An 18,630-nucleotide genomic window follows, 5' to 3' on the forward strand; every position below is an offset into this window, starting at 1 on the left:
TATGGAAGGGATACAAGCTATAAAACAAAGATTTGAGTTAATTGGTAACGACCCTAGTTTTAATCGTGCTATTCAAAAATCCCTGCAAGTTGCTCCTACTGATATTTCAGTATTAGTAACGGGAGAAAGCGGTGTTGGTAAAGAAAGTATTCCTAGAATTATACATTCTCAATCCTTTAGAAAACACGCCAAATATATAGCCGTAAACTGTGGTGCAATCCCAGAAGGAACCATAGACTCTGAACTTTTTGGGCATGAAAAAGGCGCTTTTACTGGAGCTACACAAACAAGATCTGGTTATTTTGAAGTCGCCGATGGCGGAACCATATTCTTAGATGAAGTAGGTGAATTACCACTACCTACACAAGTAAGATTGTTGCGAGTTCTAGAAAATGGTGAGTTTCTAAAAGTAGGATCCTCAAAAGTTCAAAAGACTGATGTTAGAATTGTAGCAGCCACAAACGTCAAAATGTTTGAAGCTATTGAGAAAGGGAAGTTTAGAGAAGATCTGTATTATCGATTAAGTACAGTAGAAATTCACTTACCGCCATTACGCGAGCGTAAAGGTGATATTCATTTGTTATTTAGAAAATTTGCTAGTGATTTTGCTACCAAGTACAAAATGCCAACTATCAGATTAGATGAGGACGCAGTACGCTTATTAACCAATTACAGATGGAGTGGAAATATCAGACAATTACGCAACATTGCCGAGCAAATAAGCGTTCTTGAACAGGAACGTAATATCAATGTAGCTACCTTACGTAATTATCTACCAGACATTGGCACTCATTTACCTGCCGTGGTAGGAGAAAACAAAAAAGCCGACAGTGATTTTGCAAACGAGCGTGAAATACTTTACAAAGTGCTGTTTGATATGAAAAATGATTTGAATGATCTTAAAAAGCTCACTCACGATTTGATGGCTAGCGGTAACATGAAAGATGTGTCAGAAGAGAATTCTGGTTTAATTCAACGTATTTATGGCAACAATAATGATTCTAGTACAGACTATGAAGAAGTTATTGATAATGCCTATGAAATAACCAATGAAGATTCTTTTCATGAGGATAAATTACCTATAGAATATCAACCTCAATCTTCCATGGCTTCATCTGTATCAGACAGGTATGATTTTGCTCAAGAAATTGAAGAAGAAGAATCTTTAAGCCTAGAGGAAAAGGAAATTGAATTAATTAAAAAATCTCTTGAACGTCACAAGGGAAAACGCAAAGCAGCCGCAGAAGATTTAGGAATTTCAGAACGCACCTTATATCGAAAAATTAAGCAGTATGACCTTTAAGAAAATAACCTTTTTAGTAGTAACCCTTATCTTGGTTACCAGCTGCGGTATTAAATATGGGTTCAAACAAACTTCTATTCCTAATAATGTCAACACTTTTCAGGTAGATTTTTTTGGCAACCTGGACCCTATTGAACCTGGTATCGAGCGTACTTTCACGCTTAATTTACAAGATTTAATTCAGGATCAAACAAGGTTAAGTATTGTCAACAGCGGTGGTGATTACATTTACCAAGGTGAAATCACCAGGTACTACATCGCTCCTATGACTGCAACCGCAAACAATACTGCGAGTCAAAATAGGCTAACTATAGAAGTAAATGTAAGATTTACTAACACTAAGGATGAAGAGCAAAGCTTTGAGAAAAAATTTAGCTTCTTCTATGACTACCCTGCAAATGTTTTACTAAATGGTAGTGCTTTAGATGAAGCTCTCGATGTGATATTCACACAGATCACACAAGATATCGTCAATGAAACACTTACTTCATGGTAACCAAGGATCGTTTACATACTTTGATTGCCACTCCTGACGAGCTTTCATTAAACGATTTAGGAGACATTCAAACTACACTAGAAAAGTATCCATACTTTCAAAGTTTAAGATCTGTATTTCTTAAAGGTTTAAAATTAGAAAATAGCCCTTCATACAATCAGGAACTTCAAAAAACGGCCGCGCATACCTCGGACCGCGCTGTTCTTTTTGATTATATTACTTCCAAAAGTTTTATTCAAAATAGAATAAGTACTGAGATCAAAAGACAACAAGAGCAGCTTAATTCGCTAGATATTGAAGTAGAAGAGTTTAACGTTGTTCAAGAAGATTTTAATGAAAACAGCGATTTTACCTATGTAACAGATGATGACTTATTTGTTAAAAAGGATACTGATCAAACACTGAATTTTGAACAAAGTGATGCTTACAGCTTTAGTGAATGGCTCAAGCTCACATCGCTCTCGCCCATTAAAAGAAGTGATGAGAAATCAGTTGCTCAAGAAACTGATGATATCCAAGACACTTCAAGTGAAAATAGCTATAGCATTGAGGAGTCTCATCAACGTTCCATGGATATTATTGATAAGTTTCTTAAAACTAAACCTAAGAAAATTAAACCAGTAGCCAGTGAAACTAAAATTCAAAATCTGGCAGATCATAATATGGCGCCAGAGCAATTCATGACTGAAACTCTAGCCAAAGTTTATCTTGCGCAAAAAAACTATAAGAAAGCAATTAAAGCATATGAAATTTTAAAATTGCAGTATCCAGAAAAAAGTAGTTTCTTTGCAGACCAAATTCAAGAAATAAAGAATTTACAAAGTAATCCATAATGACAACATATTACATTTTTGCAGGTCTTATCATTTTAGTTGCCTTTTTACTTATCGTAGTAATTATGGTTCAAAATCCTAAAGGTGGTGGACTTTCACAAAGCTTTGGCGGCGGTGGAACACAGCAGTTAGGTGGTGTACAAAAAACAGGAAATTTCCTAGACCGCAGTACTTGGGTTTTATCAACGTTACTTCTAGTACTTATTTTATTAGCTAGTACTGCAAAACTTCAAGGCTCTAGTACGTCAACTATTAAAGTTGCCGATCCTGATGCTCAAGTAGAAACTCCTGCTTTACCATCAGATTCTGGTGATGCAACAACACAAGAAACTGACACGAACGAATAATCAGTTCTTTTAACTGACAAAAAATCCAGCTCCACGAGCTGGATTTTTTTATTTACGGCATTTTGTCAGTAACCAAAAAATGGCACATTATTAGAATATAGGCAGACATAAAAACAACTAAAAATTCATTTTAAAAATGGGATTAAATATTCAACCTTTATCAGACAGAGTTTTAATTGAGCCTATAGAGGCTGAACAGAAAACAGCAAGTGGTCTGTACATTCCAGACACAGCAAAGGAAAAACCTCAACAAGGTAAAGTAGTAGCTGTAGGAAATGGTAAGAAAGATCACGAGATGACTGTAAAAGTAGGTGATACAGTTCTTTACGGTAAGTATAGCGGTACCGAACTAAAATTAGAAGGTACTGATTACCTTATGATGAGAGAGGACGACATCCTTGCAATCGTTTAATCTAACCTTTCAATTTAATTTTTAATTAAGTACGCTTTCGCGAAAGCGTAAATTCAAAAAAAAACAATCATGGCAAAAGACATAAAATTTGATTTAGAAGCTAGAGATGGTATTAAGCGTGGTGTAGATGCACTTGCTAATGCTGTTAAAGTAACATTAGGACCAAAGGGTCGTAACGTAGTAATAGGAAAATCATTTGGAGCGCCAGTCGTAACTAAAGATGGTGTAAGTGTAGCTAAAGAAATCGAGCTAGAAAATGAGCTGGAAAACATGGGTGCTCAAATGGTTAAAGAGGTTGCATCAAAAACCAACGATCTAGCTGGTGATGGTACTACTACTGCAACCGTACTTGCACAAGCTATCGTAAAAGAAGGCCTTAAAAATGTGGCTGCTGGTGCAAATCCTATGGATCTTAAACGCGGTATCGACAAAGCAGTAGAAGCAATTACTAAAGATCTAGATAAACAATCAGAGAAAGTTGATGATAGTGGTGATAAAATAAAACAAGTTGCCTCGATCAGTGCTAATAATGATGATGTTGTAGGTGAATTAATCGCTACTGCATTTGGCAAAGTAGGAAAAGAAGGTGTAATCACAGTAGAAGAGGCAAAAGGAACCGATACTTATGTAGACGTAGTTGAAGGTATGCAGTTTGATCGTGGTTACTTATCTCCATACTTTGTAACTAATTCAGAAAAAATGACAACTGAATTAGAGAATCCTTACATCCTTCTTTTTGACAAGAAGATTTCTACCATGAAGGATTTAATGCCAGTATTAGAGCCCGTAGCTCAAACTGGAAAACCTTTACTTATCATTGCAGAAGATGTTGATGGAGAAGCTCTTGCTACGCTAGTTGTAAACAAGCTAAGAGGAGCTCTTAAAATAGCTGCAGTTAAAGCACCAGGTTTTGGTGATCGTCGTAAAGCTATGCTAGAGGACATCGCTATCTTAACAGGTGGAACCGTGATTAGCGAGGAAAGAGGATTTACTCTTGAGAATGCTACCATTGACATGCTAGGAACAGCAGAAAAAGTGGATATTGATAAAGATAACACTACAATCGTTAATGGTAACGGTGATAATGAAGCTATTAAAGCACGTGTAGGTCAAATTAAATCTCAAATCGAGAACACGACTTCTGACTATGATAAAGAAAAACTTCAAGAACGTCTAGCTAAACTTGCTGGTGGTGTTGCTGTACTTTATGTAGGTGCTGCAAGTGAGGTTGAAATGAAGGAGAAGAAAGATCGCGTTGATGATGCATTACATGCAACAAGAGCAGCTGTTGAAGAAGGTATTGTTGCTGGTGGTGGTGTTGCCCTAGTAAGAGCTAAATCAGTTCTATCTAAGCTTAAAGGCGCTAATACAGATGAAGAAACTGGTATTTCAATAGTAGCTAGAGCTATAGAGGCTCCATTAAGAACTATCGTTGAAAATGCCGGTGGTGAAGGTAGCGTTGTAGTTTCTAAGATTCTTGAATCTAAAGGAGCTCAAGGTTATGATGCTAAAAATGATCAATATGTTGATATGCTTAAAGCTGGTATCATTGACCCTAAGAAAGTAACGCGTGTAGCTCTTGAAAATGCTGCATCGGTTAGTGGTATGATTCTTACAACAGAATGTGCTCTAGTAGAAATTAAAGAAGATGCACCTGCTGGTGGCGCTGGAATGCCAGGTGGAATGCCAGGAGGAATGGGCGGAATGATGTAATCATTTCTCCATTTTATTACACAAAGCCATCTCTTCTAGAGATGGCTTTTTTTGTTTTGGCTAACTTATCTTTGTGATATGCGTATTTTATTTCTCTTATTCTTAATAAGCTCTGGGATTTCCTTATCACAAAATGTTCAACACATCATTGATCAAGTTGATACCAATAGAATTACTACCCGACTTCAAGAATTTGCAGGTGAAGTACCTACAACGGTAAATGGTAATGCGCAAATCATAATTAATCGCGAGAGCAATCAAAACGATATTGCAAAAGACTATCTTGTTGAAAGATTGAATGCCTTGCCCAACCTGAATGTTACTACTATAAATTACAGCACTAGAGGAACTAACATCATAGCAACGCAAACTGGTCTTACTAATCCCAACGACATTTACATAATATGCGCTCATTATGATACAGTTACTAACTACTGTGTAGACGATAATGCTACTGGAACTATCGCTGTTTTAGAAATCGCAGAATTATTAAGCCAGCAGTGCGCGGATAACACGATTGTATATGCATTTTGGGATGAGGAGGAACAAGGTTTAATAGGAGCACGTAATTATGCACAAGCAGCAAGAGCCAGAAATGATAATATAAAAGCAGTACTCAATCTAGATATGATAGGATACGATGGTGATGGTGATAATGATTTTGATATTGACGTGAGAGATGTCGCTAACAGCCTAGCTATGAAAGATGATATCATACAAATGTTAAATCAATATGGAACAAATTGGAATTTAAACGCCAATGTCATTAATCCAGGAACACCTTTGAGCGATCACAAGGTATTTTGGGATGAAAATTATACTGCCTTACTAATCGGTGAAGCATGGTCTATGAACGATCAAAACAATCAATACCATACCACTAGAGATAGATTTAATAATCTAGATTTGTCTTACTGCACCGACATTATAAAACTATGTACCGCTTATATGGCCACAAAAGCAGGACTTAATTACATAGACTCAAGTATTCAAAACACAGGTTCATCACTTACTGTTACTAATGATCCTACAGCAACTTATAGGTGGATTGATTGTTCCACAAATTTATCAATTTCGGGTGCTACCAGTCACTCCTATACTCCTACCACAGATGGTATTTATAAAGTTAGTATTACGAAGTCAGGCTGTACGGAAGAAAGTGACTGCATTAATTTCACAACGTTATCACAGAATAGTTTAAAAACGCCCATTCAAGTAAGCTATAACCAAGCAACCAAAGATTTATTAGTAACCAACTCCACAAAAGCTGAAATCCAATTGCGATTGTATCATGTAAATGGTCAATTTGCTCAAGAATGGATTACAGAAAAGGCTCAAGAGAATATTAACCTAAAAAATTATTCGGCAGGGATTTATATTCTACAATATTTCGTTGAAGGACAAAGGCATATGTTAAAGATTCAGATATAAAAAAACACCCTGAAAATGATTGCATTTTCAGGGTGTTTAAATCAATTATCGAGATATTATTGTTGTACTGGTTCTAACGCATCTGCGATTAATGTTTCCCCTTTAATTATTTCAAAAGTTTCTTTATTTGCTACATCATCGTGTAATGCTTTTACTAAGACCTTTGCTACATCAGCTCTTGGTATTTCTCCATGCTTATTTAACTTGGATTGCAATTCTATTTTATTGTTAGAATTATCATCGGTTAATGAGCCTGGTCTCACTATTGAGTAATTTAAATTTGAATTTTTTAAATAATTATCTGCGGCTTGTTTAGCTTTTAGATACTCTTGTAAATCTGAAGCCTGCTCTGGGTTGTCTGCTCCCATAGAACTTAGCATCACAAATTTCTTGACCGTTGCATTTTGACTTTCGTCAATTAATTTAATCGCGCCATTTTTATCAACTTCTTCAACATTCTTTCCTTTTGATCCTGCTGCAAAAATCACCTTATCTATGTTGTTTGTAGTATGACTTAAATCATTAGTTAAATCACCCAAAACAGTTTCAATCCCGTTAGTTTTAAACTGATCTACCTGTTCAGGCTTGCGCACCATTGCTACTGGTTCAAAATATTGATCGTTTTTTAATAATTCAATAACTTGTTTTCCTGTGGTACCTGTTGCACCTGCTACTAATATTCTTTCCATGTCATGAAATTAACCACAAAAGCCCTTTAAACAAGGGCTTTTAAGACTACTTAACTAGAGTTTATAATCTAGCTAAGAAGTTAGTCATAAATTAACAAAAGGATCTCTTAAAAGAGTTATAACTCCTTTTTTAAGAATCTAGCTGTATGGCTGGTTTTGTGTTTTGATACTTGTTCAGGAGTACCCTTTGCAACTACTTCTCCACCACCACGACCACCTTCTGGACCTATATCTATAAGGTGATCTGCGATTTTAATGACATCCATATTATGTTCAATAATAAGTACTGTATTTCCTTTATCCACCAACTTATTCAGCACATCCATGAGTACTCTTATATCCTCAAAATGTAATCCTGTAGTAGGTTCATCTAAAATGTAAAAGGTATTACCGGTGTCTCTTTTTGATAATTCGGTAGCCAGTTTTATTCGTTGTGCCTCACCACCAGATAATGTCGTAGATTGTTGTCCCAATGTTATATAACCTAACCCAACATCTTTAATTGTTTTTAACTTACGATATATTTTTGGAATAGATTCAAAGAAATCTGTTGCCTCATTTATTGTCATCTCAAGTACATCGCTTATAGATTTTCCTTTATAGCGTATTTCAAGAGTTTCTCTGTTAAATCGTTTTCCGTTGCAGGTCTCACAGTTCACATAAACATCTGGTAAAAAGTTCATTTCTATTACTCGTAATCCACCACCTTTACAGGTCTCACATCGTCCACCAGCAACATTAAAACTAAAACGACCTGGTTTGTAACCTCTTATTTGCGCTTCTGGAGTCTTGGCAAATAGCGATCTTATTTCATCAAAGGTTTTAGTATAAGTAGCTGGATTAGATCGCGGCGTTCTACCAATTGGACTTTGATTGATATCTATGACCTTATCAATGTGTTCAAGTCCTTTGATACTTTTATAAGGCATTGGCACTTTAACACCATTGAAAAAATGTGCGTTTAAAATCGGATACAAAGTTTCATTAATCAAAGTAGATTTTCCACTTCCAGAAACTCCCGTCACTACGATCATTTTGCCTAATGGAAAGTCAACTGAAATATTTTTAAGGTTATTACCTGTACAACCTTTCAATACCAATTTTTCACCAGTTCCTTTACGACGCGTTTTGGGTATTTCAATTTCTTTGGTACCGCTTAAATATTGTGCAGTAAGTGTATCGTGTTTAAGAATATCTTTTGGACTGCCTTGACTAATTATTGATCCACCGTATTTTCCAGCTCTAGGACCTATGTCTATTACATGATCGGCACGTTCAATCATATCTTTATCATGCTCCACGACTATCACGCTGTTACCAGTATCTCGTAGTGATTCTAAGGAATTGATTAATTTTTCATTATCTCGCTGATGTAAACCTATACTAGGCTCGTCTAGAATGTATAAAACACCTACTAATTGTGAACCTATTTGCGTCGCTAGTCGTATGCGTTGTGCCTCGCCTCCTGATAATGTTTTTGCGCTCCTGTTTAAGCTTAAATAGTCTAGCCCAACGTCGAGTAAAAATTGTAATCTTTCTTTAATTTCTTTAAGTAATTCAGTGGCTATTTGTTTTTGCTTTCGCGAAAGCGAACTCTCTAAATCATCAAACCAATCTACTAGTAATGCGATATCCATGTTTGCCAGATCGGCAATGGATTTTTCATTTACTCTAAAGTAAAGCGACTCTTTTCTTAAACGTGTTCCTTCACAGGTAGGACAGGTTACTTTATCCATAAAACCTTTGGCCCATCGTTGTAAACCAGCACTATCGTTATTGTTATAAGTTGCTTCTATAAAATTAGCAAGACCTTCAAAATCAATCTTGTATTTACGAGAAACTCCAAGTGTTTTTGAATTTACTTCAAGACTTTCATTGCCGCCATACAGGATCATTTGTACAGCCTCCTTGGGTAGTTTCTCAATAGGATCAGTAAGTTTAAAGTCAAACTTTTTAGCAATAAGTTCAAGTTGTTTAAATATCCAATTCTTCTTATTGTCTGGATAAGGAGCTAGTCCACCTTTTGAAATACTTAGACTAGGATTGGGAATAATTTTTTCTTCATTAACCTTATACAGGGTTCCTATACCGTTACAGGTAGGACAAGCTCCCTTAGGCGAATTAAAAGAGAAGTTATTGGGTTCTGGCTCTGGATATGAGATACCAGTTTCTGGACACATGAGAGATCTAGAAAAAAAACGTCCTTCCTTATCTCCATGAGCCACTACCATAGTAATGTCGTTTCCATGGTACATAGCTGTGCGTATAGCCTCATCTAGTCGTTTAATATCCTGTTCTGTATCATCTACTTGAATGCGGTCTATTACAATTTCAATATCATGAGTTTTGTAACGATCTAGTTTCATTCCTTTGGTTATGTCCACGATTTCACCATCGGTGCGCACCTTTACAAATCCTTGTTTTGCAATTTGTTCAAATAATTCCCTGTAGTGACCTTTTCGAGCTCGCACAACTGGTGCGAGGATGTTGATACGTTTGTCCTTATAATCCTTAATAATTAAATCCCTGATTTGTTCATCGCTATAACTAACCATTTTTTTACCGGTGTTATAGGAATAAGCATCACTCGCCCTAGCATAGAGCAAGCGTAAGAAATCGTAAATTTCGGTAATCGTTCCTACTGTACTTCGTGGGCTTTTTGAAGTCGTCTTTTGTTCGATGGCTATGACTGGTGATAGACCATCAATTTTATCCACATCTGGTCGTTCTAATCCTCCTAAAAATTGCCTGGCATAGGCACTGAATGTTTCAATATAACGTCTTTGACCTTCGGCATAGATGGTGTCAAATGCAAGGGAAGATTTTCCAGAACCTGATAATCCTGTAATAACTACTAGTTTTTCTCTAGGAATGTTAACATCAATGTTTTTTAAATTGTGAACTCGAGCTCCTTTTACTTCAATAATCTCGTCTGAATATCCCATAATTTTAGTCAATCTCGCGAAGTTACCTAAACCGCTCTAAAATTTATTTCAAACTAAGTTTAAATCTTGTTAAGTCTTTGCCTCTATTCTTATTACATCTAGTAAACATAAGTGAAAAAACTTGACATTTATCACAAATCGCTCGATTAACTGTAGGCGTTCATCCTAATAATAATAGGCTTTATCTAAAAAAATATAGTTTTAAAACTAAAGTAAATTTTACTTTTAATTTTATCAAAAATTCCCCTATGACCTACCACGGTAAAAATGATTTTCCAGTTTATTTGTATACCATTTTACGTATTGGTTTAGGACTGTATCTTCTTTTTCATGCCCTAGATCATATTATTCATTTCAACCAGTATCTTAAAGACACAGAAGCATATTTAGGTGAAGACTCTATGAGTACCGTGCTGCAATTATTTATCCCGATTGTTCCTATGATTGAGTTTTTTATTGCCCTTATGATTACCATGGGACTTTATACTCGTAGTAGTTTAATAGGCGCGATTGCGACAGGAATTATTTTTATAATTACATTCTTCCTTTTTGAAGATTATGACGCTGGCATTGTTCTTCTTTATTCTCTCGCGGTTAAAACGTTGTTGCTGTTCACTGTTAAATACAATCGAATATCGGCCGATTATAGAAACATCCAAATCGCCGAAAAAGAAATGAATGAATTATTAAGGATTAAGGAACAACTTTAACCTGAGTTATAGGTATTTCAATACCGTAGAGACTACGCTTTCGCGAAAGCGGAAAACCACCATCTGTCATTTCCCAGTCTTGCCATGTAGCTCTTATTCCATCTAGAGGTATAATACTTACCCACATTTTAAATGCTACTGGTTGGTAATTTTCATCCAATTCCCAGAGATAAGCATCGCCTGGCGTTGATCCTCCACTAGTATATTGTACTAATAATTGTTCTTTATCATCAACTTGTACGACAGAGCGCTTTACACCAGCATCAAATAGTTTATGAGGCGCTACCATCCAAAAGCTATCGTTATTAAAGTTTTTTTCAGCATAGGCTATAGCTTCTTCTCTTTCCTTTCCTTCTAGTTTTACTTCGTTTTTAAATGCAAAGCTACTTTGCGGATACCTGGTTTGATACGCAACCCTATAATCATCCCAATAAACATCAACTAGGTTTTGCTGTAACTTCCATCGATATCTATTAACTCCTCTAAAGGTCCAATGTAATTCACTAGCTTGAGTAAATTCTTTGTGATTAATTGCATCCAGCATTTTCATGGCCAATTCATCGGCAGGTTTTCCTGTGGTTCCTTCTGGCACCTGTTCATTAAACGTAAGTTTCAATACTATAAAAACAATAAGTAATAATGCAACAACACCTATAAAACCTTTCAATAAAAACTTCAATATTTTTTTCATAGTACTTATTTTTTGCGCAATTTACAGGCAAAATTAAACGTATATCTTTTACTTATGAAATTATTAGGAATAGGCTCTAGAATTGAACATGATGAATTAGGTTTTGGTGTGGTAACCAATGTTACTTCAAAACATTATTGGGTAAGCTTTCAAAAGTCTGGAATTGAAACTATTGATATAGATGATAATTTTGATGTCATCGAAGCCTGTGAAGATGATGTTGATACAGTTAGTTTTTATGAAGTTGAAAAATCACTAAGATATATTCTTGAACGTTACAGCGATACCAGTCAAATTGTACCGCTAGCCGATAAATTTAAAGGTGGTAAACTTATCCTAGAACCTAAAGATACTGATCTACAATCTAAGGAAATTCCTATTGACAAATTCTGGCACAAAATTGTGATGTTAAGAGATAGACTGCGTGTTATGGAACAAAAGATTAATAGTTCAAAAGAATTAGAGGATCAACTTAAAATAGACCTACAGCAATATATTACTCGTATTTACGGTAGTCTTACTACATTCAATGTATTGTTTGCTAGTAAAGACCAGCAATTTAAAGGAACTGGTAAATAAGGATACCATGAACCTACAAGAGGTAAAAAACGAATTTAGAATTGCATTGTCAAATAATTATCCTGACTTTGAAATTGATTCCATTTTTAAAATATGTTGTGAGGATTTATTAGATTTTTCTCGATCTGATATTTTACTAAAATCACAAGAGCCATTGACCAAAAATCAAGAAGGCACTTTAATTACAGCGCTTGAAAAGCTAAAGCAAGATATTCCTGTTCAATATATTACTGGTGTAGCACATTTCTATGGCAGGCAGTTTAAGGTAACTGAAAACACTTTAATTCCAAGACCAGAAACTGAAGAGCTCGTACAGCTCATCGTGAGTGATGTAAATAACGAGTCTTCTTTAAAAATTATAGATATAGGCACTGGAACGGGTTGTATAGGTATAAGTCTTAAAAAAGAACTGATCTCAAGTGATGTCACCTTATTGGATGTTTCTAAGGAAGCATTATCAATCGCAAAAGAAAATGCCACCAACTTAAAAGCTCAGGTACATTTTATAGAACAATCTATTTTAACCACTACGGATTTACCTGACAAATTTGATGTCATCGTAAGTAATCCACCCTATGTGCGGAATGTTGAGAAACAGGAAATCCATAATAATGTATTATTACATGAACCTCATCTTGCATTGTTTGTGGAAAATGAAAATCCGTTACTTTTCTATAGAAAAATCTTAGAACTTGCCCTTCATGGACTTACAGAAAAAGGTCGCGTTTATTTTGAAATTAATCAATATCTTTCAAATGAAATGAATGAACTAGCTAGTTCACTAGGGTTTGATTCAAAGATGATCAAAGATTATAATGGGAATTGGCGTATGATGATATGCTGGAAAAAATAAATTCAATTTCAATAGTAGTCCCTATTGACTCTGGTAGTATTCTTTTTTCAATAATAAACCAGCCTTTTCATCAAATTTTTTATTGAAAACAAACATGTCCCAAAACCATACTCGCTGAGTGATTTGTAGGGTAAATTCCTTTTCAGTAACCTCATTGTTCCTTATTTCATCAAACTTAAATTGATAATAATCTGGCATATATACAGGCACTTGGCCTAAGGTAATCATGGATAAAGTCAAGGGTTGACCGCATACTGGAGTTCTCTTAAGTGGATACAATTTTAGAACCACATTAGCTTCAGTACTATCTGACACTACATTAAAAAGTCCTGAGGCCTTTATTATTTTTAGCTCCTGCTTCAATGAGTCGCCCAATACAAAAGCGTCAATAGTTGTAATTTCCTTCCCGTATTCTTCATAATGAGTAGGAAACACGCGATAACTATAACACGAATAACAACTCCAAAGCAGGGATACAACAAATAAGAATTTCAATAATCTCATGACTCAAAATGGTTTTCGTTACAGTAGAACAACACTGTTCGCGAGTGATGTGACAATAAAAATACAGTTTTCAGTTCTATTGATTATAACAACAATCCCATTGCGGCTCCTACAATCATTACCAACATTTTTGCAAGATTAAATTTATGAGCTTCACTTGCTTCAAGAATTAAGGTAGTAGAAACATGTAAAACAATACCTGCGACTATGGCCTTAATGATAGTGACTAATTCATCGTCAAATAAGATATATTCATTAAGAAGCGTTCCTAGCGGTGACATTAAGGCAAAAATAAATACTAGCAATGCTGATTTAAATACGCCATATCCTTGTTGTAATAAAAAGCTCGAAAAAATAAAAGCAATAGGAATCTTGTGTACAGCAATTCCATACACCATACTTTGACTAGCATTCAAAGGAATACCTTCTAAGAAAGCATGTATACATAAACTCACAAACAATGCGGTAGGAAAACTAGGAACTTCTTTATTTATGTGTAAGTGACCATGCTCGGCTCCTTTTGAAAAAAATTCTAGAATAATTTGAATAAAAACTCCTATTACAATGTATACACCATAGCGACTTCCATCTTCAAACACCTCTGGTAAGAATTCATGCACCGTAGTGCTCAATAAAAAAGCTCCTGAAAATGCAAGTACCAGTTTAATACTATTAGAATTGATGTTTTTTAATGCCATAGCAGCAAAAAACCCCAATACTACAGCTATAAATGGGAGAAAAATTGGTATCATCTATTATTTAGAATAAGCTTGCAAAATTAACTAACTTCTCAAACATTTGAGCACTTAAAACAGTTATCGTAACTTTACTTTAATATTTATTCAATCAATATGAAAAAAGGATCTTTAGGCTGTTTGGGCATAGGTTTAATTAGTCTTGTAGGCTTAGTTGTCGTTATGGCAATTTGGGCAGGCAGTTGGTACAATGGTACTATTAATTTAAGCGAAGGCGTTTCTGGCGCGTGGGCAAATGTTGAAAGTAGTTATCAACGTAGGAATGACCTAATTCCAAATATCGTAGCTACTGCAAAAAAATATGCCGAATTTGAACAAGAAACATTGATCGGTGTGATTGAAGCTCGTGCAGCGGCCACTTCAATAAAAGTAGATGCCGACAACTTATCTAGTGAACAAATTCAAGCGTTCTCCAAGGTACAAAGTCAAGTAAGTTCAGGTTTAGGTAGATTATTAGCAACCTATGAAAATTATCCAGATCTTAAATCAAACGAGCAGTTTAAAGAACTTATAAACGAATTAGAACGTACAGAAAATCGCATCAATGTGGAACGCAATAACTATAACGGTGCTGTAAAACAATACAACGCTCGCATCAAACGTTTCCCAGGAAACCTGCTTGCCGGTATCTTTAATTTTGATGCTTCTCCTTATTATCAAGCAGATGAAGGTGCAGAAAATGCTCCTGATGTAGAAGGCTTATTTGGCGAATAATATGGACAACCACGTTGAGGAATTTCTTACCGCACAAGAAGAGAAAGAGATTATTGCTGCGATAAGACGAGCAGAAAATAAAACCAGTGGAGAAATAAGAGTACATCTTGAGAGTACCTGTGAAAATGCTATATCCAGGGCTCAAGAAGTATTTCATTTACTCAAAATGGATAACACCAAAGAAGAAAATGGCGTACTTATTTATCTTGCTGTAGATTCTCACAAGTTCTCCATCATCGGCGATAAGGGTATCGATAATAAAGTACCCAGCAACTTTTGGGATCAAATAAAGGATGTGATGGCATCACGCTTTCGCGAAAGCGAATTCTCAACAGGAATCATAAAAGGTATAGAGCTTATAGGTAAGGAACTAGCACAGTATTTTCCATGGGATGTGGATGATACTAATGAGTTGAGTGATGAAATATCAAAAGGAACGATTTGATGAAGAGGATACTTTGCTTTTTGGTATTATTTCCTGTTCTTCTACAGGCGCAATTTAATATCCCAGAAAAACCAGTAGTAAAAGAACAACGAGCTGTTTACGATTATTATAAAATACTCAACAAGCAGGAGTTCACAGCGCTAGACCGCAAATTGATCAACTATGCCGATACAACAAGCACGCAAATTGTAATTGCAATTGTAGAGAGCACAAATGGAGAAGACATTTCTTTACTAGGAGCTCGCTGGGGTGAAAAATGGCAGGTAGGACAAAAAGACAAAGGCAATGGGATTTTTATCCTGATGGCTTATGGCGATCGTAAAATTGATATTAATACAGGACGCGGCATTGAATACCGCATGACAGACCTAGAAAGTGAACGTATTATTAATCGAATTATAGTACCCAACTTCAAAAGAGGTAATTATTATCAAGGACTGGATCAAGCCACCGATGCCATTTTTAAATATTTAAATGGTGAATTTGTAGAAGATAGAGATTTAAACAACTCGCCTTTTCCATGGTCATTCTTTATTGTACTAGCTTTTATATTATTCATTATTATACTAAGCAGCCGCAAAGGAAATAATGGCAATAATCGTGGTGGCGGCACTTCCTTATTAGATGTCATTATCTTAAGTAATATGGGACGTGGCTCATATTCTGGTGGTAGTTTTGGTGGTGGATCTTCCGGTGGTTTTGGCGGCGGATTCGGTGGTGGATTTGGCGGTGGAAGCTTCGGTGGTGGTGGTGCCTCTGGTGGCTGGTAATTAGTAACTTAAAATATAAAGCCGTTCCTATTTGATAGGAACGGCTTATTTATATTCTAAAGTCACACAAGTTACTACTCTTTACCGTCTACATAATCTTGTAAGTAGGCAAAGCGCTCTGTCAATTGACCATCGCTGGTAGTAATTTTTGCACGTTGCAATACACCATCTTTATCCTCATTAAAAAAAGCAGGAATCACATACTTAGAGAACATTTCACCAAAACCTTCACTTGCATCCTTGGGTAATTCACAAGGTAGATTATCTACCGCCATTACAGTTATAGCGCCCTCTTTCTTATAATCTACTTCCTTTTCAGTTTGTGGGTTATAACCATAAATAGGTTGTGCAATTGTGCTAGGTCTAATTGTACAAGCAATAGGACCATCAATATCGCAACTAACATCGGCTACAAGGTTGATATTAAAATCTTCATTTCTCATATCTTCTCTTGTAAAAAAGTAAGGAGCACCATTTCCATAAAAATGACCTGTAATAAGCATGTCGGTTACCCTAGCATACTTCATAAAATCGCTTTTCAATAATTCAGGATTGTTATAACACTCGGTTCTAGTAGGTTTATATCCATCTTTGCGCATGTAATAATCCGTCACATCCAGTTGGGTAAACAAGGTTTGCACACTTTTGAATTGACCCAATTGCAAATATTCCTTGGGTTTTACTTCATGAATTTTAAGCTCCTCTAGGATTTCTCTAATTCCACCTGCCACTTTACCACTTCCTGTCATTACAATATGTATAGGTGGTAGATTGCATTTTATGCGTGCTAGTTCTTTTTTAAGAGCCTTGTAATCAGGAAGTGATTCTACTTTGGGCAATTCAAAACTTCCGTCTCTTAAACCTAATGCTCTAAAGCCATTGTATGCACCTACTATACCAGCATATCTTCCAAAACCTATTAATCTACCGCCGTTTTTTGCGACTATGGTTTCATGGTCATACAGTTCTATTTTTTTATCTAGAATGGCTTGCAATAACTTTCGGTTATAGGGCTGCTTTTTTATCGTGTGAGAAAAGAAAAAGTATTTTTTTCCAGGTATTAAACTTTCAACGGGTACTTCCTTTACTCCTATCATTACATCGGCATCGGTAACATCATCGGTTACGGTAATTCCCTCACGAGTATAGGCTGCATCGTCAAAAATTCTTATTGGTGATGATTCTACTAGGAATTCCGCTTTCGCGAAAGCGTGATCAAGAACATGTAATTGTTGTGGAGAAAAAACTACGCGGCGATCTGGCGGATTTTTTCTTTCTCTAATAATGGCAAATTTCATAAGGTAGATTATAAAGTAGCAAGATAATTAATCGCAATCAATTTAAAATGGGAAATAAACACCATAAAGACGGAAATATGTTCCAATTATACAGGAAGGTCTATCTGGATCTTTGTCTTATAAATTTATAAAACAAAAAACATGAAAAATTTAGTAGTAGTACTTATCGCATTTTTAGGCTTTTATGGTGTGCAAGCACAAGATAAAATGAAAAAGCATTCCGATGAGATGACCCAGGAAGTAGCTCACGTTCAACTAGATCAAATCAAAGGAGAGTTTGTTCAAAAACAAATTACTCTTAAACCGGGTACGTACATCTTTGATGTATCAAACAAGAATGTTGGTCATGAGGTTGGATTTGTACTAGTAAAAAAAGGTGCCGACATAAGTAACCCTAAAAATCACATTCAAACTGCCTATGTAACGCAAGCTGTTAAAACAGGAGAAATCCAACAGTCTAACCCTACAAAACTAGAAGCTGGAGAGTATGTGTATTTTTGTCCTTTAAATCCTACAAGTACAGATAACACGATACTTGTGGAATAGCTTTCTTCTCCCTAGAAAGCAAAAGCCCTGTCATCCAGACAGGGCTTTTTTTTGGCATAGTTTTTAGGCTAATTAATGAGTGTAAATGATATATTTGCGCTCCTAAATTAATTTTAGGTTTTGTTTTTTGAAAACAATCTGGGGTCGACTGGTTTTGACAGCGAGACTGGATTAATGGTAAGCATGTCGAGCGCTGGGAAACAGCTCGTAAATCTCATTTTTCATCTTTTTTAAACGGCGAGAATAACTACGCCCTAGCTGCATAATCTGAATCATAGTAAGATTACGCCTCGGTCTACTAGGTAGACAAGCAGGAAGTCTCTCAACAGCCTTGGTTTGCGGCGGTTGGTTATGGGACTTCGTAAAAGTAAACCTATCTACAGCAGTGCTTTGATGCGGTAGAGAAATTTAATTGAAGCCAAGCCTAGTTTTGGTAGTTTCTGACCGGCTCTAGGACTGAAATGAATTAGAAACTAAACATGTAGAAAGCGATTGATTCACTTGTTTGGACGGCGGTTCGAATCCGCCCGACTCCACAAAAAAAACGATAAACCACGACAGCGGTCGTGGTTTTTTTGTTTTGAATTAATTCAGCT

Annotated in this window: 20 protein-coding genes and 1 other RNA gene; 15 read left to right on the forward strand and 6 right to left on the reverse strand. The window is 35.8% G+C overall.

The genetic code is table 11. The annotated features are described in order from the left end of the window. Position 1: 1 nt before the first annotated feature. From BST93_RS11820 to BST93_RS11850, 7 genes are all read left to right on the forward strand, one after another. Positions 2-1,303 (forward strand): sigma 54-interacting transcriptional regulator, encoded by a 1,302-nt coding sequence (locus BST93_RS11820; RefSeq protein ID WP_105019328.1) that lies wholly within the window; start codon positions 2-4, stop codon positions 1,301-1,303. Then, entirely contained in the window at positions 1,293-1,799 is a 507-nt protein-coding gene (gene lptE / locus BST93_RS11825; RefSeq protein WP_105019329.1) for an LPS assembly lipoprotein LptE, read from the forward strand. Before BST93_RS11820 ends, lptE begins: the two co-directional genes overlap by 11 nt. After that, positions 1,793-2,632, forward strand: a complete 840-nt coding sequence (locus BST93_RS11830) for a DUF8458 domain-containing protein (protein ID WP_105019330.1) — start codon at positions 1,793-1,795, stop codon at positions 2,630-2,632. Before lptE ends, BST93_RS11830 begins: the two co-directional genes overlap by 7 nt. After that, positions 2,632-2,979 carry a preprotein translocase subunit SecG gene (secG, locus tag BST93_RS11835; RefSeq protein WP_060524504.1) on the forward strand — a complete coding sequence of 116 codons (348 nt, stop codon included), beginning with the start codon at positions 2,632-2,634 and terminating at the stop codon, positions 2,977-2,979. The genes BST93_RS11830 and secG overlap by 1 nt, the downstream gene beginning before the upstream one ends. Before the next feature lie 136 nt (positions 2,980-3,115). Next, positions 3,116-3,391 carry a co-chaperone GroES gene (locus BST93_RS11840; protein WP_105019331.1) on the forward strand — a complete coding sequence of 92 codons (276 nt, stop codon included), beginning with the start codon at positions 3,116-3,118 and terminating at the stop codon, positions 3,389-3,391. 69 nt (positions 3,392-3,460) lie between these two features. Continuing rightward, complete coding sequence (gene groL, locus BST93_RS11845; protein WP_042277968.1) at positions 3,461-5,104, forward strand: chaperonin GroEL; 1,644 nt, start codon at positions 3,461-3,463, stop codon at positions 5,102-5,104. Positions 5,105-5,182: 78 nt separating this feature from the next. Further along, the gene (locus tag BST93_RS11850) at positions 5,183-6,535 is read left to right on the forward strand and encodes a M28 family peptidase (protein WP_105019332.1); all 1,353 of its coding nucleotides are present in this window, start codon (positions 5,183-5,185) and stop codon (positions 6,533-6,535) included. A gap of 56 nt (positions 6,536-6,591) precedes the next feature. Here the strand turns inward: BST93_RS11850 and BST93_RS11855 are convergent, their stop codons facing one another. Both BST93_RS11855 and uvrA read right to left on the reverse strand, forming a co-directional pair. After that, the gene (locus BST93_RS11855; protein WP_105019333.1) at positions 6,592-7,224 is read right to left on the reverse strand and encodes an SDR family oxidoreductase; all 633 of its coding nucleotides are present in this window, start codon (positions 7,222-7,224) and stop codon (positions 6,592-6,594) included. A 116-nt stretch (positions 7,225-7,340) separates the two neighbouring features. Further along, on the reverse strand, positions 7,341-10,169 hold the full coding sequence (gene uvrA, locus BST93_RS11860; protein ID WP_105019334.1) for an excinuclease ABC subunit UvrA: 2,829 nt from the start codon (positions 10,167-10,169) through the stop codon (positions 7,341-7,343). Between the two features lie 248 nt (positions 10,170-10,417). On the opposite strand from uvrA, the gene BST93_RS11865 reads away from it, so the two are divergent. Continuing rightward, entirely contained in the window at positions 10,418-10,879 is a 462-nt protein-coding gene (locus BST93_RS11865; protein ID WP_105019335.1) for a DoxX family membrane protein, read from the forward strand. Here BST93_RS11865 and BST93_RS11870 read toward each other — a convergent pair. Next, positions 10,863-11,570, reverse strand: coding sequence for a DUF868 domain-containing protein (locus tag BST93_RS11870; RefSeq protein ID WP_105019336.1), 708 nt, complete (start codon positions 11,568-11,570; stop codon positions 10,863-10,865). The genes BST93_RS11865 and BST93_RS11870 overlap by 17 nt on opposite strands. A gap of 54 nt (positions 11,571-11,624) precedes the next feature. Between BST93_RS11870 and BST93_RS11875 the strand changes: the two genes are divergently transcribed. Continuing rightward, complete coding sequence (locus BST93_RS11875; RefSeq protein WP_105019337.1) at positions 11,625-12,149, forward strand: DUF8685 domain-containing protein; 525 nt, start codon at positions 11,625-11,627, stop codon at positions 12,147-12,149. 7 nt (positions 12,150-12,156) lie between these two features. Next, the gene (gene prmC / locus BST93_RS11880) at positions 12,157-13,002 is read left to right on the forward strand and encodes a peptide chain release factor N(5)-glutamine methyltransferase (RefSeq protein ID WP_105019610.1); all 846 of its coding nucleotides are present in this window, start codon (positions 12,157-12,159) and stop codon (positions 13,000-13,002) included. 21 nt (positions 13,003-13,023) lie between these two features. Here prmC and BST93_RS11885 read toward each other — a convergent pair whose 3' ends face one another. Continuing rightward, positions 13,024-13,506 (reverse strand): hypothetical protein, encoded by a 483-nt coding sequence (locus tag BST93_RS11885; protein WP_105019338.1) that lies wholly within the window; start codon positions 13,504-13,506, stop codon positions 13,024-13,026. A gap of 83 nt (positions 13,507-13,589) precedes the next feature. Beyond that, positions 13,590-14,258: a ZIP family metal transporter gene (locus tag BST93_RS11890; RefSeq protein ID WP_240919399.1), complete on the reverse strand. Its 669-nt coding sequence runs from the start codon at positions 14,256-14,258 to the stop codon at positions 13,590-13,592. Between the two features lie 99 nt (positions 14,259-14,357). Here BST93_RS11890 and BST93_RS11895 point away from each other — a divergent pair, with 99 nt between their 5' ends. From BST93_RS11895 to BST93_RS11905, 3 genes are read left to right on the forward strand one after another with little or no spacing between them, the layout of a single operon-like run. Further along, positions 14,358-14,975: a LemA family protein gene (locus BST93_RS11895; protein WP_042277951.1), complete on the forward strand. Its 618-nt coding sequence runs from the start codon at positions 14,358-14,360 to the stop codon at positions 14,973-14,975. 1 nt (position 14,976) lies between these two features. Beyond that, complete coding sequence (locus BST93_RS11900) at positions 14,977-15,420, forward strand: TPM domain-containing protein (RefSeq protein WP_060524488.1); 444 nt, start codon at positions 14,977-14,979, stop codon at positions 15,418-15,420. Beyond that, a complete protein-coding gene (locus BST93_RS11905) occupies positions 15,420-16,190 on the forward strand; it encodes a TPM domain-containing protein (RefSeq protein WP_105019339.1) in 771 nt (256 codons plus the stop codon). Before BST93_RS11900 ends, BST93_RS11905 begins: the two co-directional genes overlap by 1 nt. Positions 16,191-16,264: 74 nt before the next feature. On the opposite strand, the gene BST93_RS11910 is transcribed toward BST93_RS11905, so the two are convergent. Next, on the reverse strand, positions 16,265-17,488 hold the full coding sequence (locus BST93_RS11910) for an NAD(P)-dependent oxidoreductase (protein ID WP_105019340.1): 1,224 nt from the start codon (positions 17,486-17,488) through the stop codon (positions 16,265-16,267). Positions 17,489-17,629: 141 nt separating this feature from the next. On the opposite strand from BST93_RS11910, the gene BST93_RS11915 reads away from it, so the two are divergent. Together BST93_RS11915 and ssrA are read left to right on the forward strand one after the other, a co-directional pair. Further along, positions 17,630-18,034 carry a hypothetical protein gene (locus tag BST93_RS11915; RefSeq protein WP_181072629.1) on the forward strand — a complete coding sequence of 135 codons (405 nt, stop codon included), beginning with the start codon at positions 17,630-17,632 and terminating at the stop codon, positions 18,032-18,034. 140 nt (positions 18,035-18,174) lie between these two features. Beyond that, positions 18,175-18,573, forward strand: a transfer-messenger RNA (tmRNA) gene (ssrA, locus tag BST93_RS11920). Positions 18,574-18,630: the final 57 nt, after the last annotated feature.

Source organism: Nonlabens tegetincola, assembly GCF_002954355.1.
GTDB classification, from domain to species: Bacteria; Bacteroidota; Bacteroidia; order Flavobacteriales; family Flavobacteriaceae; genus Nonlabens; species Nonlabens tegetincola.